At 39.4% G+C, this 21,048-nt stretch carries 26 protein-coding genes and 1 tRNA gene; 23 read left to right on the forward strand and 4 right to left on the reverse strand.

Going from position 1 to position 21,048, the window contains the following annotated elements; translation table 11 throughout:
• Nucleotides 1-18: 18 nt before the first annotated feature.
• Complete coding sequence (rpl7ae, locus tag QW284_02560; GenBank protein MEM0338548.1) at nucleotides 19-405, forward strand: 50S ribosomal protein L7Ae; 387 nt, start codon at nucleotides 19-21, stop codon at nucleotides 403-405.
• 64 nt (nucleotides 406-469) lie between these two features.
• Here rpl7ae and QW284_02565 read toward each other — a convergent pair whose 3' ends face one another.
• Nucleotides 470-733, reverse strand: coding sequence for a 30S ribosomal protein S28e (locus QW284_02565; GenBank protein ID MEM0338549.1), 264 nt, complete (start codon nucleotides 731-733; stop codon nucleotides 470-472).
• Between the two features lie 102 nt (nucleotides 734-835).
• On the opposite strand from QW284_02565, the gene QW284_02570 reads away from it, so the two are divergent.
• On the forward strand, nucleotides 836-1,018 hold the full coding sequence (locus QW284_02570) for a 50S ribosomal protein L24e (protein MEM0338550.1): 183 nt from the start codon (nucleotides 836-838) through the stop codon (nucleotides 1,016-1,018).
• A 14-nt stretch (nucleotides 1,019-1,032) separates the two neighbouring features.
• Here QW284_02570 and infB read toward each other — a convergent pair whose 3' ends face one another.
• Nucleotides 1,033-2,850 (reverse strand): translation initiation factor IF-2, encoded by a 1,818-nt coding sequence (gene infB, locus QW284_02575; protein ID MEM0338551.1) that lies wholly within the window; start codon nucleotides 2,848-2,850, stop codon nucleotides 1,033-1,035.
• Nucleotides 2,851-2,975: 125 nt separating this feature from the next.
• Here infB and QW284_02580 point away from each other — a divergent pair, with 125 nt between their 5' ends.
• From QW284_02580 to QW284_02600, 5 genes are all read left to right on the forward strand, one after another.
• Entirely contained in the window at nucleotides 2,976-3,635 is a 660-nt protein-coding gene (locus tag QW284_02580) for a 30S ribosomal protein S6e (GenBank protein MEM0338552.1), read from the forward strand.
• A gap of 63 nt (nucleotides 3,636-3,698) precedes the next feature.
• Nucleotides 3,699-4,931 (forward strand): translation initiation factor IF-2 subunit gamma, encoded by a 1,233-nt coding sequence (locus tag QW284_02585; protein ID MEM0338553.1) that lies wholly within the window; start codon nucleotides 3,699-3,701, stop codon nucleotides 4,929-4,931.
• Nucleotides 4,898-5,329: a hypothetical protein gene (locus QW284_02590; protein MEM0338554.1), complete on the forward strand. Its 432-nt coding sequence runs from the start codon at nucleotides 4,898-4,900 to the stop codon at nucleotides 5,327-5,329. The genes QW284_02585 and QW284_02590 overlap by 34 nt, the downstream gene beginning before the upstream one ends.
• A 67-nt stretch (nucleotides 5,330-5,396) precedes the next feature.
• Nucleotides 5,397-5,933: a DNA-directed RNA polymerase gene (locus tag QW284_02595; protein MEM0338555.1), complete on the forward strand. Its 537-nt coding sequence runs from the start codon at nucleotides 5,397-5,399 to the stop codon at nucleotides 5,931-5,933.
• Nucleotides 5,915-6,400 (forward strand): hypothetical protein, encoded by a 486-nt coding sequence (locus QW284_02600; GenBank protein ID MEM0338556.1) that lies wholly within the window; start codon nucleotides 5,915-5,917, stop codon nucleotides 6,398-6,400. Before QW284_02595 ends, QW284_02600 begins: the two co-directional genes overlap by 19 nt.
• Nucleotides 6,401-6,467: 67 nt before the next feature.
• On the opposite strand, the gene albA is transcribed toward QW284_02600, so the two are convergent.
• Nucleotides 6,468-6,767 carry a DNA-binding protein Alba gene (gene albA / locus QW284_02605; GenBank protein ID MEM0338557.1) on the reverse strand — a complete coding sequence of 100 codons (300 nt, stop codon included), beginning with the start codon at nucleotides 6,765-6,767 and terminating at the stop codon, nucleotides 6,468-6,470.
• Between the two features lie 166 nt (nucleotides 6,768-6,933).
• On the opposite strand from albA, the gene rgy reads away from it, so the two are divergent.
• Nucleotides 6,934-10,608 (forward strand): reverse gyrase, encoded by a 3,675-nt coding sequence (gene rgy, locus QW284_02610; protein ID MEM0338558.1) that lies wholly within the window; start codon nucleotides 6,934-6,936, stop codon nucleotides 10,606-10,608.
• Between the two features lie 82 nt (nucleotides 10,609-10,690).
• On the opposite strand, the gene QW284_02615 is transcribed toward rgy, so the two are convergent.
• The gene (locus QW284_02615) at nucleotides 10,691-10,966 is read right to left on the reverse strand and encodes a DNA-binding protein (GenBank protein MEM0338559.1); all 276 of its coding nucleotides are present in this window, start codon (nucleotides 10,964-10,966) and stop codon (nucleotides 10,691-10,693) included.
• A 181-nt stretch (nucleotides 10,967-11,147) separates the two neighbouring features.
• Between QW284_02615 and QW284_02620 the strand changes: the two genes are divergently transcribed.
• The 15 genes from QW284_02620 to QW284_02690 all read left to right on the forward strand — a co-directional run bounded on the left by QW284_02620 (nucleotide 11,148) and on the right by QW284_02690 (nucleotide 20,893).
• The gene (locus QW284_02620; protein ID MEM0338560.1) at nucleotides 11,148-11,684 is read left to right on the forward strand and encodes a phosphoribosyltransferase; all 537 of its coding nucleotides are present in this window, start codon (nucleotides 11,148-11,150) and stop codon (nucleotides 11,682-11,684) included.
• 45 nt (nucleotides 11,685-11,729) lie between these two features.
• Nucleotides 11,730-11,807 (forward strand) — tRNA-Glu (locus tag QW284_02625).
• Nucleotides 11,808-12,873: 1,066 nt separating this feature from the next.
• Nucleotides 12,874-13,314: an NADH-quinone oxidoreductase subunit B family protein gene (locus QW284_02630; protein ID MEM0338561.1), complete on the forward strand. Its 441-nt coding sequence runs from the start codon at nucleotides 12,874-12,876 to the stop codon at nucleotides 13,312-13,314.
• Nucleotides 13,298-13,774, forward strand: a complete 477-nt coding sequence (locus QW284_02635; GenBank protein MEM0338562.1) for an NADH-quinone oxidoreductase subunit C — start codon at nucleotides 13,298-13,300, stop codon at nucleotides 13,772-13,774. Before QW284_02630 ends, QW284_02635 begins: the two co-directional genes overlap by 17 nt.
• Nucleotides 13,756-14,952, forward strand: coding sequence for a nickel-dependent hydrogenase large subunit (locus QW284_02640; protein MEM0338563.1), 1,197 nt, complete (start codon nucleotides 13,756-13,758; stop codon nucleotides 14,950-14,952). The genes QW284_02635 and QW284_02640 overlap by 19 nt, the downstream gene beginning before the upstream one ends.
• Nucleotides 14,949-15,344: a 4Fe-4S binding protein gene (locus tag QW284_02645; protein MEM0338564.1), complete on the forward strand. Its 396-nt coding sequence runs from the start codon at nucleotides 14,949-14,951 to the stop codon at nucleotides 15,342-15,344. The genes QW284_02640 and QW284_02645 overlap by 4 nt, the downstream gene beginning before the upstream one ends.
• A 5-nt stretch (nucleotides 15,345-15,349) precedes the next feature.
• Nucleotides 15,350-15,619 carry a monovalent cation/H+ antiporter complex subunit F gene (locus QW284_02650; GenBank protein ID MEM0338565.1) on the forward strand — a complete coding sequence of 90 codons (270 nt, stop codon included), beginning with the start codon at nucleotides 15,350-15,352 and terminating at the stop codon, nucleotides 15,617-15,619.
• Complete coding sequence (gene mnhG, locus QW284_02655) at nucleotides 15,612-15,983, forward strand: monovalent cation/H(+) antiporter subunit G (GenBank protein MEM0338566.1); 372 nt, start codon at nucleotides 15,612-15,614, stop codon at nucleotides 15,981-15,983. The genes QW284_02650 and mnhG overlap by 8 nt, the downstream gene beginning before the upstream one ends.
• Nucleotides 15,983-16,252: a hydrogenase subunit MbhD domain-containing protein gene (locus QW284_02660; protein MEM0338567.1), complete on the forward strand. Its 270-nt coding sequence runs from the start codon at nucleotides 15,983-15,985 to the stop codon at nucleotides 16,250-16,252. Before mnhG ends, QW284_02660 begins: the two co-directional genes overlap by 1 nt.
• Nucleotides 16,249-17,028, forward strand: coding sequence for an MnhB domain-containing protein (locus QW284_02665; protein ID MEM0338568.1), 780 nt, complete (start codon nucleotides 16,249-16,251; stop codon nucleotides 17,026-17,028). The genes QW284_02660 and QW284_02665 overlap by 4 nt, the downstream gene beginning before the upstream one ends.
• A 5-nt stretch (nucleotides 17,029-17,033) precedes the next feature.
• Nucleotides 17,034-17,438 carry a sodium:proton antiporter gene (locus QW284_02670; protein ID MEM0338569.1) on the forward strand — a complete coding sequence of 135 codons (405 nt, stop codon included), beginning with the start codon at nucleotides 17,034-17,036 and terminating at the stop codon, nucleotides 17,436-17,438.
• Nucleotides 17,439-17,445: 7 nt separating this feature from the next.
• Nucleotides 17,446-17,949 carry a Na+/H+ antiporter subunit E gene (locus tag QW284_02675; GenBank protein ID MEM0338570.1) on the forward strand — a complete coding sequence of 168 codons (504 nt, stop codon included), beginning with the start codon at nucleotides 17,446-17,448 and terminating at the stop codon, nucleotides 17,947-17,949.
• Between the two features lie 12 nt (nucleotides 17,950-17,961).
• The gene (locus QW284_02680) at nucleotides 17,962-19,551 is read left to right on the forward strand and encodes a proton-conducting transporter membrane subunit (GenBank protein ID MEM0338571.1); all 1,590 of its coding nucleotides are present in this window, start codon (nucleotides 17,962-17,964) and stop codon (nucleotides 19,549-19,551) included.
• Nucleotides 19,548-19,907 carry a sodium:proton antiporter gene (locus tag QW284_02685; GenBank protein ID MEM0338572.1) on the forward strand — a complete coding sequence of 120 codons (360 nt, stop codon included), beginning with the start codon at nucleotides 19,548-19,550 and terminating at the stop codon, nucleotides 19,905-19,907. Before QW284_02680 ends, QW284_02685 begins: the two co-directional genes overlap by 4 nt.
• Before the next feature lie 5 nt (nucleotides 19,908-19,912).
• Complete coding sequence (locus QW284_02690) at nucleotides 19,913-20,893, forward strand: complex I subunit 1 family protein (GenBank protein MEM0338573.1); 981 nt, start codon at nucleotides 19,913-19,915, stop codon at nucleotides 20,891-20,893.
• The last annotated feature ends 155 nt before the right edge of the window (nucleotides 20,894-21,048 follow it).

A 21,048-nucleotide genomic window follows, 5' to 3' on the forward strand; every position in this document is an offset into this window, starting at 1 on the left:
ATGTGGAAGGGATAAAAGATGTCGAAACCATTTTACGTGAAATTTGAAGTTCCCTCAGATGTAGCTGAAAAAGCATATCAAGCACTGAAAAAGGCAAGAGAGACAGGAGGAAAAATAAGAAAAGGAACAAATGAAGTGACAAAGGGTGTTGAGAGAGGCCTATGCAAGCTAGTACTCATAGCTGAGGATGTTGATCCACCAGAGGTTGTTGCACATCTGCCTCTGCTATGTGAAGAAAAGAAAGTTCCATACCTTTATGTGCCAAGCAAAAAGAGATTAGGAGAGGCAGCAGGTATAGAAGTTGCAGCCGCCTCAGCATGTATAGTAGAGCCTGGTGAAGCAAAGGCTGAGCTAGAGGAGCTTGCATCAAAGTATCAAGAGCTTAGAGCAAAAGCTGGTAAATAAATAGATGCAAAATACATCAACTATTTTCTAAGAAATAAAATAATTGTTTTTATATAGGATGTATCTATCTCCTTACTGTAAGTTTTCTAGCCTCTCTTTCAGTCTCTCTTAGTATGACTATATCACCAACTCTCACAGGGCCTCTGACATTTCTAGTTAAAATCCTGCCTTTATCTCTGCCCTCAAGTATTCTAACTCTTACCTGTATAACCTCGCCTGTGACACCTGTTCTACCGATTATTTGCACGACCTCAGCTGGAAAACCTATTTTTTCAACAACATTTATTTCATACTCTTTGCTCTTGTCCTCAACAACTATATTGGGCATTCATAACACCTACAAGCAATGTTATTCATAGTGGCTTAATATGTTGAAGAGAGCTTTTAAGCTTTACCAAAGAGAGTAAGTTATGAAAAGGTGCTGTTGCAAATGGTTTCAAAACATGTTTGTAGCTATTGTGGAAGAAGTGTAGAACCTGGTACAGGGCTGATGTTCGTACAGAACGATGGTAGCATAATATGGTTCTGCTCTAGTAAATGTTATAAAAACTATCGATTAGGTAGAGATCCGAAGAAATTGCCGTGGACTAGACTGTATCTTGGCAGGAGATAGAGATGAGAGACGTTCTACAAGTTCTTTAGTAGGAACATGTATTCTGGCTCTTTAGATGCTTTAATCTTTAGAATCTCTTTAAGTACTTCAATACTATCTGATGTAAGCATCGATCTAAACTTTGTTGTCAATAACTTTGCGTGCTCTAGTGGAATATCTGTGTATAGAATATCTCCTTCGTGAATGTGGCGTCCAACCATAACATTTCCCCTAATGGATATCGCAACCTCTTGGCCCATCCTAGCCTCTTTTAAAGTTTGGCCCATGTGCTGAATCTGAAGTATTTCACCAATTCTTTTTCCATCAGCTCTCATAATAGGATTACCAGGTTTTATCAATCCCCCGATAACTTCTACTCCAACTATTGCTGGGTCACTTCTCCTGAATACAAAACCTGGTAGGATTTTTATTTTTCCTGGTGGTATCAACATTTCAAATTCTTTTTGTAGCTCCATCTTCTTTTCATTTTCTACCCACTGCATATACTCTTCTATGAGTCTATATACGATGTTATTTGAGAATATCCTTATACCCTCTTTTTTAACAAGTTCTTCGGCCTCTGGCAAGGGCTTCGTGTTAAAGAGTAGAATTACACCAAGATATTTATCTGTTTTTGCAACAAGCGATGCCTCAATAACATCCCTTCTTGTTAACGGCCCTACATCAGCTATGCGAATTTGGATCCCATTTTTGGTGAGGGCATATATTATGGCTTCTAGGGTTCCGAGCGTATCAGCTTTAACTACAACACCATTAATATCTTTTCTGAATCGCACTGTCTCAACCTCTTCTTGTACAAGTTTCTTGTAATTATCAACTTCACTTTCTTGTGAAACTACATAAAGCGGAGACCCTGCCAGAGCATCTTCCAGTCCGGGCGCTACTATTCTAATGCCTGCTGCAGCTGATACTGATTCCACTGTTCTAAGCTCTGTTTTAGCAACTCTTATGTCAGTCATAGTCTTTGGCATTAGAATGGCTCTTACCCTTGTAGTTATAGGTCCATTGACTCCAGCTAAGACTATTAAATCCCTTTCTTGTATGATACCGTCATATAGAATAACGTCTATAGCTGTTCCATATCCTGGCTGTTCCTTAACCTCAAGCACAACACCCTTTCCAGGGCCCTCGGCATATAAAAGCTTATCACCAACATACTTTTGAGCCATTCCAGCTACAACAGCCAAAAGCTCTGCAATGCCTTCGCCTGTCTTAGCCGATACAGGTACGATTGGTACTGTAGCCAAGAAGTCCCTGACTCTTTCAAACATGTCGGCAGAGATTCCATAGTTTGATAATTGGGCAATCAGTTTATAGAGCAAATTTTCCAATCTCTTAACAACTGCTTGATCCTGTTTTCTCAAGCTTATGGAAATTGGGTTATCAGGATTCGGTTTCCAGCCATGTATCTTATCTATTTTGTTAGCAGCTATAACAAAGGGGACTTTTCTAGACTTCAATATCTCTATGCTTTCCACGGTTTGGGGCATTACACCTTCGTTTACGTCTATCACAAGGATTGCTATGTCAGCAACGCTTCCCCCTCTTCTCCTAAGATTAGAGAATAATTCATGACCTGGGGTATCAATGAACAGTAACCCAGGTATAGTTAGTTTAATGGGTATGATTCTTTTGAGAGGCTCTGTAACCTTTTCAATAACTGATATTGGAATGTTACTAGCGCCTATATGTTGCGTCATTTCACCAGCTTCTTTTTTTACAACAGCTGTACCTCTAATTTTATCTAATAGCGTTGTTTTCCCATGATCGACATGTCCAAGAACAGCTACTATAGGTTGTCTAAGTCTTTTTGCTGTACTCACTATTGACACCTCCCTTACGGTAGTAAAGGCAATTTCAGAATATAAGGTGTTGTGTAAAAGATTTTCAAAATAGCTTTTTAGGGTTTGTCAAGATAGGAATTGTCGATAGCAGTAATGTAGGGTGTTTAAAGTAGATGCCAGAGTTCAAGATAGTGATCTCCGATCCCAGAGTAAGAGAGCTGAGAATAGTGCCTGTTAAAGTTGTTGGATCCTCCGATATCGAGTATAGCGAAAAACATAAAGAGCAGAGAGAGCTTGTTGTAAGCAAGGCAAATCCAAAGCTAATAGAATTGCTGAAGCCTGAACTAGGTGTTGCAATAATTAGAATATGGAAGAATAAAGCGAATAAAGAGAAGGTCAACATAGCAACAAGATTGATTGAGGATTCTTCGCTAGATATCCAGACAGTGATGGTGCCAGAAGCGCTTCTACGCGAGAAAATAGGCTCTGCAGAGGCTCTAGGAGAAATATTCCGGGCTCCAGCTTTCCAGCTGAGAGTAGGTGGGGCAGAAGCCTCTAGGCTAATTGGTATGAGAATTGGTGATAGAATAGATGGCTCAATAATAGGTCTTCCTCAAATTGTTTTAGAGATTAGAGGAGGATCAGATTTAGCAGGTTTCCCAATGAGAAAAGACATAAGTGGTGCAGTCAAAAAATACGTTCTTTTAGCCTCGGGGCCTGGTTTTAGACCTAAGGAAGAAGGAGAGAGAAGAAGGAAGCTAGTGAGGGGTAACACCATATCCGAGGATATCGTTCAGATAAACACAGTCGCTATTTTGAAAAGCGAAAAATAAAGTAACAACATTTTTATTTTGTTAAGAGAAGAGACTTTTCTAGCTACATAGGTGCTCTCAAAAATGCCTGGCGCAGAAAAGCCTATACCAACTATTTCGATAGGGGTCGTGGGCCACGTTGACCATGGGAAAACCACTCTTGTACAGGCATTAACGGGTATTTGGACAGCTCGATATTCAGAAGAGCTTAAAAAGTCTATGACAATATACCTTGGCTATGCCCAGACATCCATATTTCGTTGTGGAAATCTTGAGCCCCCAGACTCATATATAACATCTTCTAGCTCCTGTGGAGAAAATTCACAGCCAGAGTATATTAAAACAGTGTCATTCGTTGATGCTCCAGGCCACGAAATTCTCATGGCAACAATGCTCTCTGGAGCTTCGTTAATGGATGCAGCAATAGTTGTTATAGCCGCTAATGAACCTTGTCCCCAGCCGCAGACACGTGAGCATGTTAAAGCGCTTGAGATTCTTGGTATAAATCAAGTTGTAATAGTTCAAAATAAGGTTGATGTTGTTCCTAGGGAAAAGGTATTGGAAAATTATAAACAAATAAAGCAGTTCTTAGAGAGTACACCATATTCTAATGCGCCTATAATTCCTGTAAGTGCTTTGCATAAAGCTAATATTGGAGTTGTTGCTATGGCTATTGCAAAGCTTTTCAAAGAGCCTGAAAGGGTTCTTGGGAAACCGGCTATAATGCAGATTGCTAGGAGTTTCGATGTTAATCTGCCTGGGACAAGACCAGAGATGCTTGTTGGAGGTGTTATTGGTGGTGGGGTTATGAGGGGTGAGATTAGGGTTGGAGACGATGTAGAGATAAAGCCTGGTATAAGAATCGAGGTAAAGGGAAAGATTAGATACGAACCTCTAACAACAGAGGTTGTGAGCATTAGGTATGCTGATGTAGAATCAGATGTTGCTAGACCTGGCGGACTAGTCGCTATAGGTACAAAGCTTGATCCATCGCTAACAAAGAACAATAGATTGGCAGGCCAGGTTCTTGGGCACAATGTTCCAGATCCTGTTAATGATGTTTCAATAGAGTATAGAATGCTTGACAAAATAGTTGGGGCTAGGGAGCTTGAAACACCTCCTCATCTTAAGCCAGGGGACAGGATTTTACTTATTGTGGGTACTGCTAATGCTAGTGCAGTTGTTCAGAGGGTTACTAGTGATGAAATGGAGGTGAAAACAGACAGTCCTATTGTGGTATTTGAAAAAAGTAAGGTTGCTGTTCTATCAAAGATAAAGGGTAGATGGAGGCTTATTGGCTGGGGGAATGTGAAATAGTTGAATGTGTCATTGTTCTAGACACGAGCATACTATTTTTGATTGCTGATGGTCTCGCATTTTTTGATAATATTTATGAGGTGGATTATGGTTGCAGACCTATACTCATTAAGCCAGTTCTTCAGGAGATTATAAATATTTCAAAACGAGATTGCGGCAAAAAAGGTAAGTTGGCTAAATGGATTCTAGAAAATATCGTTCCAATAATAAAAGTCGAGGATTTTACCTTCGAAGGGTCTGTAGATGACGCGTTAATAGCTTTTGCAAAAAAACTTCGTGATAAAGGATTCAAGGTATTTATAGCATCAGCAGATAAAAAGGTAAGAGAAAAGGCGATGAAAGAATCCATAGATGTGATTGTCTACAGATTTTCTGAGAAGATGTTCGAATCTCTATAACCATAAGCTTTTAAGTTGTGTATATGGTAGGAAACAGCGTGGATATAGAGTTTTTGGTGAGGTCTATTTGTTTAGGCTATATAGACTAAGAGATATTGTAAGAATAGACCCATCAAAGATTAATAGACCCATCGAGGAGGTGGCCTTTGACGAGCTCAGAAAGAAGTATGAAGGATTAAAGGATAAAAATCTTGGCATAGTTATAGCGATAACAGATGTTAATGTTGATTCAATGGGTTATATACCCATAGGCGATGGAGCGCCTTATCATAGAGTAGAATTCACAGTAATTGCATATGTTCCTCTGGTTAGCGAAGTTGTTGAAGGAGAGGTTGCAACTGTTGGGAGAGGTGGTATAACAATTTCTCTTGGTCCAATTGAAGGCTTTATACACATACAGCAGATAGCAGATGATGAAGTTTCATATGATGTTGCTAGAAACATTATTGTCTGTAAAAATACCAAAAGATTTGTTATGCAGGGAGATGTAGTTAGAGCTAGGGTAACAAGCGTCTCTCTTGGAGCTTTTGGAAGGCCACCCAGAGTTACCATGACCATGCGACAACCATACTTAGGCAAGCTGGATTGGATTTCAAAGAAATAGTATCTACACATGGTATGATGAACCTTGTAAGGGCTGATAAAAATGATGTTACTGGGGATACTGAAGCAATGGTTTGGATCAGTAAAAGGGAAATAGCTTACTACATTATTCTAAGGAAAGCTTTTGGCAATAAACCGTTTAACTTAGGCGAGGCACTAGATATTCTTTCTCTATTTGGCTCTAAGAACGTTGGGAGAAAAACTCTAAAAAAACTTGTTAAAAAGGGATTCTTAGAGAAAACCGGGGTCATAGATTATAACATAGTCGAACTTGAAAAAGCTTTTGAAAAGCTTTTACAAAACTATATGATGCAGAGACTCTATAGAAATTTAAAATCGAGAGGGTATAGCGTTGTAATCGATTTGAAGAACAGCTCTATTGTAATTGAATGTGATCAGGTAATCGAAAATATTGTAGCAAAACTGAGTGCAGCAGGTATAAGCGCAAAATGTAAACAGAACAACTAATGCAAAACACAATTAGTAACATGAAAATATTCTAAAAAAGTTTTATGAAAATAATTGTTGATTTTCTCTAATCCTTCTTTGTTATAACTATTTCTATTGTTGAAACTCTGCTTTGCCTACCATCGCTACCTGTTATTGTCTGGCTACCTATTGTAATGTTCTTGACCTCGATTTTTCCTGGTAGGAATCTGTTTCTAACAATTTCTATAGCATCTACAGCTTTGCTTATTGCCCTACCTCTAGCCTTGACAACAACTTCGTTAACTCCTTGGTTTAGCAGTGTCAACATTGCTAGCACATAGTTCATGACAGGTTTTTTGCCAACCAATACTGTGTTTGCAGATGTAGGTGCTTGGGCTTGTGACATCACTTCTCCACCTTTACTTCTAGATTCTTATTTGTTTGTAAATAATTCTGGGATGGCTAGAGATTATAAATTTATTTGCTACACAGAAGTTGTGCAGCCCATTTGCATATAATATATTTTACAGTTGCAAGTTCAAGACTCTCAGTTCTTTTGTACTTTTTCATGAATGAGTAGAGCTTTGGCATTGGGTATTAAGTTGCTGAGGATAGAGTATAGGAATGGACTTAACGGAATGTGTAGATTCCCGAATGAGGTAGACAGGGTTGTAGCTGTATGTGGGAGAGATGATAGTACTTCTTCTCAATTTAATGATCTTAAAAATGTTATGGAGAAGGAGATCACATTCTTCAAGGAGTTTTTCAGGCAGTGTACGAAATGTGAAATGAGGTCATTTCAGGAGTACTGGAGCAAGAGGCTTCTATTTGGAGAGTCTTTTGCACTTGTAGCCCCTACGGGTGTTGGCAAATCAACCCTCTTAACGGTTTATGCTCTCTATAGGGCGTTGATATATAATAGCAAAGTGTATATAGTTGCCCCAACAAGGGAAATAGCTAAGCAATTATATAAAAAGATATTGGACTATATTAATAATCTTAGTGAGCAGGGATATAGCGTCAACAACATAAGGCTGGTGCTATACGATTCAACAGCCAAAAATGTTAATGCACTAAAAAACTCTATAATGAACGGCGACTTCGATATACTCATAACCTCTGCGGCATTTCTTTCTAGGCACCACGAACTTATAATGGATAAGAAAATTGATGTTATTATAGCTGACGACTTGGACTCTATACTAAGAAATTCCAAAAGTGTTGACAAAATTCTTCGGCTTCTTGGGTTCGATGATGAATTGATAGAGATTGGGCTGAGGTTAATCAAAACTAAGCAGAAGATGCTCATGGCAAAACTTTCTAGAAGCCAAGACGAGGTTGATAAGATTCGAAAGGATTTGGTAGAGATAGAGGCACAACTTAGAGATAGGCTGTCTAAGGTCACAACCCAACTCATAGTTGCATCAGCTACTGGAAGATCTAAAGGGATAAAGGCTATTTTGCTAAAGGAGCTACTGGGATTTGATGCAGGGGCTGTTTTCGAGTATTTGAGAAATGTTGACGACTTCTACGTTAGTCTAGACAAAATTGAAGAAGTTATAAACATTGTTAAGGTGTTTAGAAGTGGTATAATATTTGTATCAAGCCTATACAAGAATATTGTAGATAAGATAACAATGCTTCTGGAAAAAAATGGTATTGAATTTTCTATAGCGAAGAGCGGAAATAGAGCGGTAGACAAATTTAGAAGAGGTGAAGTTAATGTTTTAATAGGTTCATCGTCATACTATGGAATACTTGTGAGGGGCCTTGACGAGCCTCAGAGAATTAGATTTGCCATATTTATTGGTGCTCCACATATTATGAGAAGATTGGACGAAGCATTAAATAATGTGAGATTCATGTTTATTTTACTCAAAGCCTTGGATAAATATGGGCTAGACGTAGAGGAGGATATTAAAAAGGTTGTAGAAATAATCCAAGGATCTTCACCTGCTCAACTAATTTTGTACTCAAAAATGCTGAGGGGGGTAGCAGAACCTCAGCAAGATGTTGTTGAAAGAGTAAATATTTTGAAGGAACTGAAGAAAAAACTTGTTTCACTAACTAAAGGTATTCTTGATAAACACAACTACATGGTAATAGAGAATTATGGGGTTATAGTCGCCGATGATAATAAACAAATTTATGTTGTTAAACCAGATCCGTTCACCTATATCCAGGCAAGTGGCAGAACCTCGAGAATAGTTGGGAAGACCAAGTGTTATGGGGTCTCAATCATTTTTGAGAAGTACTATGAGCTTGTCAAGATACTTGAAAAGAGGCTTAAGAGACTTACTATGTTTAATGGATTTAGGGAATACAACAGAGAAGCTATACATGAATCATATAAAAAAGTTATTCAAAGTAGAAGTGGGGATAACTGGAATGCAGAAGGAATACAAGTTGAGAATATAAAGCCGGTCTTGATAGTCGTAGAATCCCCAACAAAAGCGAGAACAATAGCATCAATGTTTGGTAAGCCTGTTAAGAAGATTTACGGCGATGTTATTGTTTATGAGACTGTGATACCCCTAGAGGACAGGGTATATGTGGCAATGATTATGGCAACACTAGGTCATTTAACAGATCTCGTCATTGACGAAGGGTTCCATGGTGTTAGGGAAATAGGATCCAAAGACTATGTGGTTGTATACGATTTCATAACAAAGTGTAGGAGCTGTGGATCTCAACATGTGGGGGTATTTGATTCATGTCCTTATTGTGGCTCTGTGGATGTATACGTATCAGCCTCTGTATATAATGTTTTAAGGAAGCTTGCATCAGAAGTTAGCTTAGTCTTCATAGCAACTGATCCTGATACAGAGGGCGAGAAAATAGCGTTTGACGTCTATAATCTCATCTATAGCTATAATAAGAACGTGTATAGAATAGAATTCAGAGAGGTTACAAAAAATGCTATTCTTGCAGCTCTTCGAAACCCAAGAGAAATAGATTTGAATAAGGTTCTAGCCCAAATTACTAGGAGAATAGCTGATAGGTGGGTGGGATTTGAGCTAAGCACATATCTTCAGGCGACATTTAATAAACCATGGCTTGGCGCTGGAAGGGTTCAGTCACCTGTGCTTCTATGGACAGTTAATAGATATAGCGAATATAAATCGAATCAAGGATATGCCATTAATGTAACAGCTCTTGGCTACAGATTCAAAGTATTTCTAGGGTCGATAAGCAGATCTGATGCAGAGGAAATAGCCGAGAGAATTCGTAAAAATGGTGCTAAGGTTATTGATGTAAAATATGAAGAAAAGATGTTAAGCCCACCACCACCATTTACAACAGATACCCTTCTAGCTGAGGCAAATACATTATATGGTTTCTCAGCATCAAAGACTATGTCTCTTGCTCAAAACCTATTCGAATTAGGTCTGATAACATATCATAGAACAGATTCTACAAGGGTTTCAACATCAGGTATTGCAATAGCTAAAGAAGCCCTGGAGAAAATGAATTTAGGAAATCTGTGCATCCCCAGATCATGGGACAAAGATATAAAGGGTGAAGATGCGCATGAAGCCATAAGGCCTACAACATCGCAAAGCTCAGATGAGGTTATGGAGGCTATTCTTCGTGGTGATATGGGCTTCATAACTAGGATTTCAAATGATCATCTAAAGCTGTATGATCTCATATATAGAAGGTTTTTAGCAAGTCAAATGGCTTCTGCAAAGATTTTGTATGCTACAATTGTTCTTGATTTAGATGGACATAAATATACCCTATCCTTGCCTGTAGATGTAATTGATCATGGATTCACATACATCTATCCAATTAAAACGTATAAACAATTCAAGAATCTTACTCAAGATACCATAATAAAGGTTGACGATGTTAAAGTTGTAAAAACATCTAGTGTATGGCTATACAAAGTCTCTGATCTAATAATGATGATGAAGAACCACGGGATTGGTAGACCAAGTACGTATGCCAAGGCAATCGATAACAATGTTAGGCATGGCTATATTGTTCTGAGCAAGAAGAAGAAAGTTGCCATACCAACGAAACTTGGCCTAGAGGTTGCTGAAGTACTTTCAAAGGAGTTTCTAGAGCTTGTTGATATTGGGTTTACCAGAACCTTAGAGAAACTTATTGATGATGTTGAAAGAAGGGCTATAGATATGTGCACCGCAGTATCTTTTATTAAATCCAAAGTTGATACAATATCACCTAAAATCAGTGAGGTGATAGCATCTCGGCAACATATGCTACCACTAGCTACTGTATAGTGTGCAGTCTCTTGAGATTCCATTAATCCTTATTAGTATGGCTTTGAATATCGCAAGGAATTTACTGATTTAGTTGCCAAGGCTATTTTCTTCCAATTGATATCTTTATATATGAAACCCTTCTTCCTCTTACTAGCATGCTTCCTATTTCAACATTTTTAAGCATTATTCTATCGCCAAGCCTCGTAATTAATGCATTGTATAATGTAACGGCTCTGTATATATGTCTTCCCCTGCCAAGTATTTCGACAGCATCAGCTTCTCTGTTAAGGCTTACTATAGCTTCTAGCACATATTCTCTTAGTGGTCTATTTCCAAGTACAATAGTTTTTATGTTGCCGGTTGGTGAGGCACTCATTCTGGGACCCTTCTAGATAATTGTAATAATGTAAATTGTGTATAGAAATATAAATTTATGATTTTATTGTATACGCCTATATAGACTTTAAAAGTGGGTCTCTCGGCAGATTACAAGATGTGAGAGGTGTATAGCTATAGAGGATAGAAATTTTCTTGTGTTAACCTGGAACGATATAGTAGTGCTTAGCTTGGAGCTTGCAGAGAAAATTCTCTTATCGGGCTTTAGACCAGGTGTGATAATAGCTATCCTTAGAGGGGGCTACATAGTGGCAAAGCTTGTTAGCGACTATCTTGGTGTAGAGGATATAGCTACTATAGAGATAAAATTCTATAGAGGTGTTGGAGAAAGAGCAGAGAGACCAATTGTCTCAACACCACTTATACGTAGCATAAAAGATGAGAGGGTACTTATAGTAGATGATGTTGCAGATAGTGGAAGAACACTCCAAGTAGCCATAGATATTGCAAGAATATATGGTGCAAAAGAAGTCAAGACGGCTACCTTATATCTAAAGCCATGGTCTATAACAGCCCCAGACTACTATGTTGCAGAAACAAAAAGCTGGATAGTCTTTCCATGGGAGGTAAGTGAAGTTCTAAGAGAACTGTCAAAGAAATTCGGAGGCTTTGAAAATGCGATAAACATACTTAACCTAGAGAAGTACTATACAAAAGAAGTAATAGAAAAAATAGTGAGAATAGCAAGAAGTCTATAACAAACATAAAGCTTAAAGACCCTACACACAACAACAAAGATTAGTGCCGCGGTAGTATAGCCCGGACAAGTATGCGGGCCTTTCGAGCCCGTGACCCGGGTTCAAATCCCGGCCGCGGCACCAAAAAACCAAAACAATTATTATAACAATCATATATCCCAATAGATGATGTTGCTAATCGGGCTGGGATGCAGGGGAAACAGAGATGAGGGGATTACAACAACCAACATAAACCTATATCAGACCTAAATCCCTTAGTAGCTACCTCAGAAATTAATTCCTTGTCCAATAAAGCTTACTGAATATGTGGGTAAACGTTTCCCCTCCCACAGTACTTCTAGTTACTTTTCAATAGTTTTAATTCTGTGAGAGTGCTGGCCCTTGGTGTGGGTTAAAGCTGGTGAACCCACACCTCATGGGGCTTTGTCGAGCCCAACGCCACGGACCCCATCTGCGGATTGAACCTCATCGCATTGCATCTCATCGCTAGCAGAAAAATAAAAGTATTTAAATCTATCGTTAAATCTGCAACAGCCTCATGAGAATTCAGACACGGCAGCCTCTAGTTGGTTATCCTTCTATTGTATAGACTAAAAAGAATTATAAGATCTATTTTGTGAGGTGGTAGGTATTCTCTATGTTTTCAGTACATCATCTTTGCCAGTATATTATATAAAAACTATGTGAAAACAAGCTCAGCATTAATCACTTTATTGTTTTGAGTCAGGAAAATGGTTGTACATAACTGTTGGTGGTTAGCATCTCAGATTAACATTATTTACACTAGGTATGTAGTGGAAAATAGTTGAATATGTAAGAAATTCTCTAAACAAAATAAAACCTAAGTAATAATCACATAATACTCTCTATATTCAACAATTAATAGGTTGGGTGTAGATATATGTTGAAGAGTATGAGGTTAAGGCAATTGCCGATGCTGTACCTAGATGTGCAATGCCTTGGTTGGTGATACAATGCTAATGGTTATTTATACTTGCACAATCTTGAAGACATGGGATTTATTTATATATTTAAAGCATTGAGTAAATGTATGATATAGATTGTTTATACAGACAAGCAATTTTGTATAATTTTTCCAAAACTTTATCTATTTTTGTATAGAGTATACACGAAAAGCCTTTATTCTGTGCTTATTTCACTCAGCTTAGGACATTTATCGGGAAATAATATGGATAATGCTAAACTAGTGAGATATTCGCCATGGGTTGCACATTTCAATACTGGCGCATGCAATGGTTGTGACATAGAGGTTCTTGCATCTATAACCCCTCTTTATGATCCTGAGAGATTTGGGTTAAAGCTTGCACCTAGTATTAGGCATGGGGATATTCTAATTGTTACAGGTGCTGTTACTAAGAAATCTGGTGAAAGACTCAAACGGCTATATGAGCAAATGCCCTGTCCAAAATTTGTGATTGCTGTTGGGGCATGCGCCATCGATGGTGGTGTTTTTGCAAATTCTTATAGTGTTATTGGAGGTGCTGATAAGGTTGTTCCCGTGAATATGTATATTCCTGGGTGTCCCCCAAGACCTGAGGCAATTCTTGATGGCATTGTCAAGCTTCTTAAGATTATTGAGAAGGGTGAGTCTAGTGAAGAATGCAAATGATGTTATAAAGATTGTTGAGAGACATGCCGTTGAGAAAGGCTCCATCAAACCTGATAGAATGATTTTTGTTGTAAAGCCTGAAAGCGTGAGAAAGCTGTTTGAGGAACTTGTTGAGAGGGTCGGCTATGAATGGTTCTACTTATCAACTGTTGTTGGGGCTGATATGAAAGAAGAGAATAGGTTTAGACTAGACTACTATGTTGTTGTGCTGCCAGAGGAGAGAACGATTGTTATAAGAACGTATATACCAAGAGATCAACCAGTTATCGATAGTATAGTAGATATTGTTCCAGCAGCTTTCTCAGCTGAGAATGAAACATATGATCTGCTTGGAATTGTGTTCAAGGGTAATCCAGCTCTTAGAAGAGGATTTTTTGTATCTAGCGATGTTGTGGATAAGGGGGTGTATCCACTTAGAAAAGATGCTATAGGTGTATGGAAATGGCAGTTACAAAAATAGTAGAGGTTTCAATATCAGCAGAGATTCCTATAGGCCCTCAGCACCCAGCACTGCACGAGCCACTATTGCTAAGGGTTTATGCTGATGGCGAAGAGGTTGTCAGGGTAGAGATAAACACTGGATATAACCACAGAGGTATTGAGAAGCTCTGTGAGAAGAACACGTTCTACAAAGATATATTTATTGTTGGTAGAGTGTGTGGAATATGCAATGCAGTTCATGCTAACTGTTATGTTAGAGCAGTTGAACAGATACTTGGAGTAGAACCGAATAACAGAGCCAAATATCTTCGTGTTCTTGCCATGGAGCTAGAGAGAATACATAGCCACATGCTGGTAAATGCTGTAATGGCTGAAAACATAGGCTTTGAAAATCTGTTCATGCAGATAATGCTAGATAGGGAAATGGTTATGAAGGCAAAGGAAATACTGACTGGTGCTAGGGTCATGGCCGATTTTATGATGGTTGGCGGGGTTCGCCGCGATATAGACGATGTGAAGAGGGCTAGACTAAAGGACCTTTTACTCAAGTTGAGACCAAAGGTAGAGTACTACAAAAAGGTTTTTGAGGAAGACGAAACAATTTTCAAAAGACTTGCAGGAGTTGGGGTAGTCAAACGTAGAGATGTACTTGCACATGGTCTTCTAGGACCTGTTGCCAGGGCCTCGGGGGTTAGAATAGATAGCAGGGTTAGCGATAAGTACGACGCCTATGGTGAAATACCGTTTAAGGTTATCACAAGAGATGAGGGGGATACATGGGCTAGGATGATGGTTCGATGGGATGAAACACTCGAATCAATTGAAATGAGCATCTATATACTAGATAAACTACCTTCCGATGGCAGTCCAGTGCCAGATGAGAGAAAGCTACCACGAAGATTCCCTCCAGGGGAGGCTTTCACAAGGGTGGAAGCTCCAAGAGGCGAGCTAACATACTATGTTATGAGCGATGGGAAGAGCCTTAACCCATATAGGGTTAAGATTAGGACACCAAGTTTCAATAACATCATAAACTCTACATTCATGTATCTAAAGCACACCATAGCAGATGTCCCAGTAATACTCACTTCGCTAGACCCCTGCATATCGTGCATGGAGAGGGCAACAGTAATTGATTTGGAAAAGGGGGTGAAATACACAGTTCCATTCAAAGTAATTGCAGGTAAAAAGCCATGAGAAGACCAAGATTATTGGAACTAGCTCTGAAGAACCTATTCAGAAAACCTGCAACCATAGAATACCCACGTAAGAGAACACCTGTTGAATCTGACTATAGGGGGCTGCAATACGCGGATCTAACAAAGTGTACAGGGTGCTCTATATGTGCATTGGAGTGTCCTGCAAATGCAATTGCTATGACTCCTATACCACAAGGCTATGAAGCACCAAAAACAAATCCACGCAAGCTTTATCCACTCATAAACTATGGGAAATGCGTTTTTTGCTATAGATGTGTAACAGCATGCCCATTTAACGCTTATATTACTACGCCTATGTATGATCTTGCAAACGCTGAGAAAACTATTAATTCGAGCTCTCTTTCGCTAAGCACACTTAGGAAGGGTTAGTTCAGATGATAGCAGAAATAATATTGGCAGTAATAATCATCTACATTGTATCCATAATTTTGCTAGCCATTAGAGCCATTAAGGGTCCTACCATTGGAGACCAGGTACTTGCCATAGACGTAATCACATATATTACCGTAATTCTCTTTGTGCTAATATCGATATATATGAAGGCAGCTCTTCTGATAGTAATTGCTATACCCCTTGCTCTGTGGATCTACGCTCTCGATATTTATATTGCAAAATATTTGGAGAAGGGTGATCTGGGTGCTTAGCATAGAAGCTGTTTTAAGGGGTGTTGGCGCAGCTCTTCTATGTCTTGGAGCCTTTGCTGGTTTGGTATCAGCAATTGGATTCTATAGGTTCAAGAACTTTTATCTGAGATTACATGCAGCAACAGTGGGTACGATATGGGGCTGTGTCTTCCCATTGATTGGTGCATCACTAATATCTGTGACTATGGATGAGCTTGGAGAGGCTAAGTGGTTCGCGGCAGGCGCAAGCATCGTTACAGCAGTCATAGTATTTCTGCTAGCACCAGCAGGTTCACATGCTCTTGCTAGGGCTGTTCACAAGGCTCGTGTGGCAAGGGTGCAACCATGCATATCAGATGCTCTTGATCCAAATCTGTGTGGGTGATGAGGAGAATGATCGCTGAAACAATAATATATCTGATAATGGCTTGCACAAGCATCGCATCAACAATAGCTGTGTACATGACTATAAAGGAAAAGGATCTCGTCAAAGCAGTTATATATTCAGCTCTTCAAAGCGCACTCTACACAATAATATACTTCCTGCTTCTCACACCAGATGTAGTCTTGGTATACCTACCTGTAGCTGTTGGTCTAATACCAGGGGTTTTTCTGATACTGATCAGCAAAACTGAGAGGTGGGAAAAAGAATGAGGGCAGTTGAGATAGTTGTACTCATATCCATAATACTCGGCTTCGCACTTCTACTGACATTGGGTTATCAATATCTTGTGCCAGCAGATGATATAAGGGCTTTAGCCAAATTCTATTTGCTAACAACATACTTCAATCCAAATTACACATATACAGCAGGCGCAACAGAAACTGTCACAGCTATTGTATGGGACTACAGAGGACTCGATACACTATTTGAGACAACAGTATTTTACATAGCCTTGGCCGGCTGCCTCATTCTTGCCCGAGGACTCTATAAAGAAGAGAAAGAAGCGTCAAAACCTGGTTCGGGTCTGTCTGTCATTGTTAGAGGTGTAACCAAGATTACAGCACCTATGATAATAGTGGTAGGCGTTTCAATCGCTTTGCACGGACATCTAACACCTGGTGGAGGGTTCCAGGGAGGTGCAACAATGGCTGTTTTACCGCTTCTAATAATAGTGATCTTCTCACTGGCACCCCTAATTAGGCGTGGCTTCACACCATCTAGACTTGCAATAATAAGGGGGTTTGCCTTAATTGGGATAGGGTTGGTATCCATCATATTAGCTTTGATAGGCTTGGTGCTAGGTATCAATGCATATGTGTTTCAGAGCTTGCCAAAGCCTGATGCGCCACTCGGTTTTCCATCTGAAGTTGAAGGAGCTTTGATGGGCGGAATATTATGGTTCTTCAACCTGTTTGAATCCATAGCTGTTGTAGCAGCTTTTACGATTGCTTTCATTGCAATCCTCCTCATAGAATCGAGGGGGTGATTCAAGTGGATGTCTCAATGATAAACACATACCTATTAATGGTGACACTTGCGGCAATGATAGTAAACTTTGTTTTGTCTCTCTATGGCGTTTTCTTCAAGCCTCACTACATTAAGAAGATCATCGCACTATCTATGCTCTCAGATACTGCAAATACGATTGCGCTGTACATAGGTTATAGGAAATGGGTTAATGGAACTCCTCCAACAATACCTGTGATTACCAATAGAAGCATAGAGGGGATATATGATGTTGTCAGAAGATCTGTTGACCCACTGCCTCCGGCACTCGTACTAACAGCTGTAGTCATAGGACTTGCAACAACATTGTTTCTGGTATACCTCGGCTATGTTTTGTATACTCATTACAAAACATTGGATATGAGGGAGATAAGACGGCTCAAGGGGTGAAGACTATATGAAAGCTCTCGGAATCTTCATTGTGTTTTTGCTTGCATTTTTAACATACATAGTATTCACAGGTAGTACATCGCCATATGATGTTGTCACAGGCTTTGTTGCTGCATTGATAACGGGTCTGATGTTTTCATATGTGACTGTCAAAAACCCGGCTAAGGTGTTTAACCATCGTCGCTGGCTCTACGCAATTATCTACGCATTCAAATACATTATTGTGTATGAGACGCTGGCACATGTAGATGTGATAAAAAGGATATTGCATCCCAAGGTACCTGTGAACCCAGCGGTTGTAAAGGTGCCATTCTATGTAAAGACAGACTACGGTATTACAGCTGTTGCAAATAGTATAACAAATACTCCAGGTACTGTGGTTCTCGAAGTTGATCAAAATGAAGGTGTTTTCTATGTTCACTGGATAGACGCTAAAACACTAGAGCCTATTGAGGCACGCAAGCAAATTTCTGAAGCTTTTGAAGAATATTGTAAAAAGATTTTTGAGTAGGGGGTGATGGACATGCCCGATTACCTGTTACATATAGTTGGGATGACAACACCACTTCTAGTTTTATTGGCATTTGCAATACCTGTCATAAGCAGGGCGTTCAACAATAGACGTGCACCATTTGCAGTAGCTATGATAGGAGGGCTATATGCTGTTGTCGCGTCTATACTGGCCTTCTATATGGTGTACAAGAATAACAGTCCTCTGGTTTACATGTATGGAGGCTGGCCTCCGCACTTTGGGATAGCCTATGAAATAGACTATTTTAATGGCCTCATAGGAGTCTTTACAACTCTAACAATGTTAGCTATAATGCTCTACTCGCTTTGGTATGGACACCACATAGATGAGCCAACGTGGTACTTTGCACTTCTCCTAGGGTTGGAGGCAGGCATTCTCGGATGCTTATACACGGGCGATGCATTCAACTTATTTGTTATGATAGAAGTTCTGAGCATATCGGCATATGGGTTGGTAGCATATCATAGAGATAGGCCAGAGGCTGTTGAGGCAGCAGCTAAATACATTTTAATAGGAGCTGTAGCCACAACAATGTACTTCATAGCGGTGGTGCTACTCTATGCAGGATTTGGCACTGTCAACATGGCTATACTATCCAGTATTGCAATGCATCCGGGACTACCACAGTCTCTAAAGTATCTTGCAATGTTATCGATTTCACTTGCATTATGGGTCTTCACATATAAATCAGCTTTATTCCCTAACCACTTCTGGCTTCCAGATGCTCATCCAGAGGCTCCTACACCAATATCTGCCGCTCTTTCTGGTCTTGTTGTTAATGTAGGTGTTTATGCCTCTGCAAGGTTTCTATACACGTTATTTGGAGATGGTAGTGCCGTTTCCGGCTATAGAGAGTTTGTGTTGCTAGCTCTATTCATACTTGGTACAGTAAGCGGGGTTCTAGGAGCTTTAATGATGATGATACAAAGAGACGTCAAGAGGTTGTTAGCATATAGCACGATATGCCATATAGGCATAATCTATATAGGTCTTGCAGCAGGATTCGCAATTGGAAGTGTGGAAGCTGTTAAACTTGCTCTCATGGGAACATCAATTCATATTGTAGCGCATGGCATCTCCAAGGCCGTTCTCTTTATGGCTAGCGGTATCTTCATAGATGCTGCAGGCTCTAGAGATCTCGATGAGATGAAGGGCATTGGCAGAAGATATCCATTGGCATCTCTATCGCTGATACTTGGATTCCTAAATCTTGCCGGGCTAATACCGTTTATGGGCTTTTACTCGAAGCTTCTAATCGCTTTAAGCTACCTAAAGATAGGGTTTGTCCTAGGTACAATCCTAATTATAGTCATATCTGCTCTCTCCATACCAGGATACATGAAGGCAATTTCAGCTATAGTTTTTGGTGTTGGAAAAGCAAAGGAAAGCAAGGTTGCTGGACGGTGGGTAGAGGTAATGCTTCTCGTAATGTCCTTGACAACATTGTTCATAGGCATATTTCTCCAGCACATTATGTACATTTTTGACTATTCCTCTAACTCTTTGGTTTCAGGGGTTTGGAGTTATATAGATGCCGTCATTAAGGAAATACCTCCTGAGCTGAGGGTGTGGATTCCATGAGAATAGCTAAGGTAGTGGATCCTTTCACAGCTATATATCTAATAACAATTTTCACTATAGCGACTCTAATGGTAACTGTAGCAATGTACTATACGCTGAAGTCTAAGCGAGTTCGCATAACATCTGTTTACCTAGGCGGAGAACCAGAAAATGTCATATCGATGGTAACGCCAAGCGTGGGTGCGTTGTACTGGGGCTTTATGAGGAGGTTTGCAAAGCATTTATATGAAGTTCTTGTTGAGAAGATACATACTGGCAGTTTACATGATTGGCAAAAATTCATATCATCTTGGCTTGCCATACTAATTATACTCTCCATAATATCCTTTGTATTATTCACTTTATTTGCAAGGTGACGAGAATGAATGAGATGATACTCATTTTAATAAGTATTATGATATTCCCAGGGCTACTATTCTTAGCTGCGCTATCTTTTTTGACGCAGTATTTTGTGAGGAAGCTGAGTGCTAGGTACCAGAGAAGGATGGGGCCAAGCTATGTTGGCCCCCTAGGAATTTTACAGCCATTCTACGACTTCTGGAAGTTGCTCAGATCTAAGGAGATTGTTAAGAATAGGTACAGCTTGGTAGGTGCAGCAGAGATATCACTACTTATTGGGATATCCTTTATCGTAGCATCTGTAGTTCTTCTACCACTTAGCCTATACAACATTGCTTCTGATTTCGATATACTAATATTCTTCTACATGACCAGCGTTATGCCGTTGTTCATGATGGTTATAGCATCCCTTTCAATGCCAGGACCATATACCAGCATGGGGATTTCAAGACTCTTATCCCTAGCCACACTATCGGAACCAACATACTTTGCAAGTCTAATCATTCCAATATATCTGACAACCAAACAAAGCAGGGCTTTCATGAGCATAAGCTCGGCATATACAAATGTGTTGCGTATATGGCTTGACCCGAGGGGAGTAGTAATAATGGTACTATGTTTAATAGCATATATTGTAGCTGTGCAGGCCAAGTCAATGTACCAGCCATTTAACATACCCGAGGCGGAGCAAGAAATTATAGCAGGCTACGAAACAGAGTTTTCAGGACCACTTTTAGCGCTCATGAACTTACTCCACGATATGGATCTAACAATATCTCTAATCACTGGGGTATATGTATTACTTGGAGGCCCGCTTCCATATAGCCATACATCACTTCAAGGAATATTAATGATAATAATTAAGTATCTATTACTATTAGTGGTAGTAACATTAATAAAGAATATTATGGGGCGATACAGAATAGAGCAAGGATTAGCACAAATTCTGAAATATGGATTGATACCGTCGATAATGGCATCAATACTAACATTTTTATTCTAATCAATTTCTGAATGTAGTTTCTTGTCATAGTATTTAGTACTTATAAGAGATTAAATTTAATTGATTAGAATAGGAACAGAACATTAGCCTAGTCAGAACATAGACTGGATGTAAATCAAAGATTTGGGTAAAAAATGGTTTAAAAAGTTTGTTTT

This window comes from Ignisphaera sp. (genome assembly GCA_038735125.1).
GTDB lineage: Archaea > Thermoproteota > Thermoprotei_A > Sulfolobales > Ignisphaeraceae > Ignisphaera.

Excerpts from the sequence above, each read along its gene's own strand:
- rpl7ae (MEM0338548.1), top strand. The coding sequence starts at position 19 with ATGTCGAAACCATTTTACGTGAAATTTGAAGTTCCCTCAGATGTAGCT.
- QW284_02565 (MEM0338549.1), bottom strand. The coding sequence starts at position 733 with ATGCCCAATATAGTTGTTGAGGACAAGAGCAAAGAGTATGAAATAAAT.
- QW284_02570 (MEM0338550.1), top strand. The coding sequence starts at position 836 with ATGGTTTCAAAACATGTTTGTAGCTATTGTGGAAGAAGTGTAGAACCT.
- QW284_02580 (MEM0338552.1), top strand. The coding sequence starts at position 2,976 with ATGCCAGAGTTCAAGATAGTGATCTCCGATCCCAGAGTAAGAGAGCTG.
- QW284_02585 (MEM0338553.1), top strand. The coding sequence starts at position 3,699 with ATGCCTGGCGCAGAAAAGCCTATACCAACTATTTCGATAGGGGTCGTG.
- QW284_02590 (MEM0338554.1), top strand. The coding sequence starts at position 4,898 with ATGGAGGCTTATTGGCTGGGGGAATGTGAAATAGTTGAATGTGTCATT.
- albA (MEM0338557.1), bottom strand. The coding sequence starts at position 6,767 with ATGTCACAAGCCCAAGCACCTACATCTGCAAACACAGTATTGGTTGGC.
- rgy (MEM0338558.1), top strand. The coding sequence starts at position 6,934 with ATGAGTAGAGCTTTGGCATTGGGTATTAAGTTGCTGAGGATAGAGTAT.
- QW284_02615 (MEM0338559.1), bottom strand. The coding sequence starts at position 10,966 with ATGAGTGCCTCACCAACCGGCAACATAAAAACTATTGTACTTGGAAAT.
- QW284_02630 (MEM0338561.1), top strand. The coding sequence starts at position 12,874 with ATGGATAATGCTAAACTAGTGAGATATTCGCCATGGGTTGCACATTTC.
- QW284_02640 (MEM0338563.1), top strand. The coding sequence starts at position 13,756 with ATGGCAGTTACAAAAATAGTAGAGGTTTCAATATCAGCAGAGATTCCT.
- QW284_02645 (MEM0338564.1), top strand. The coding sequence starts at position 14,949 with ATGAGAAGACCAAGATTATTGGAACTAGCTCTGAAGAACCTATTCAGA.
- QW284_02650 (MEM0338565.1), top strand. The coding sequence starts at position 15,350 with ATGATAGCAGAAATAATATTGGCAGTAATAATCATCTACATTGTATCC.
- QW284_02660 (MEM0338567.1), top strand. The coding sequence starts at position 15,983 with ATGAGGAGAATGATCGCTGAAACAATAATATATCTGATAATGGCTTGC.
- QW284_02665 (MEM0338568.1), top strand. The coding sequence starts at position 16,249 with ATGAGGGCAGTTGAGATAGTTGTACTCATATCCATAATACTCGGCTTC.
- QW284_02675 (MEM0338570.1), top strand. The coding sequence starts at position 17,446 with ATGAAAGCTCTCGGAATCTTCATTGTGTTTTTGCTTGCATTTTTAACA.
- QW284_02680 (MEM0338571.1), top strand. The coding sequence starts at position 17,962 with ATGCCCGATTACCTGTTACATATAGTTGGGATGACAACACCACTTCTA.
- QW284_02685 (MEM0338572.1), top strand. The coding sequence starts at position 19,548 with ATGAGAATAGCTAAGGTAGTGGATCCTTTCACAGCTATATATCTAATA.
- QW284_02690 (MEM0338573.1), top strand. The coding sequence starts at position 19,913 with ATGAATGAGATGATACTCATTTTAATAAGTATTATGATATTCCCAGGG.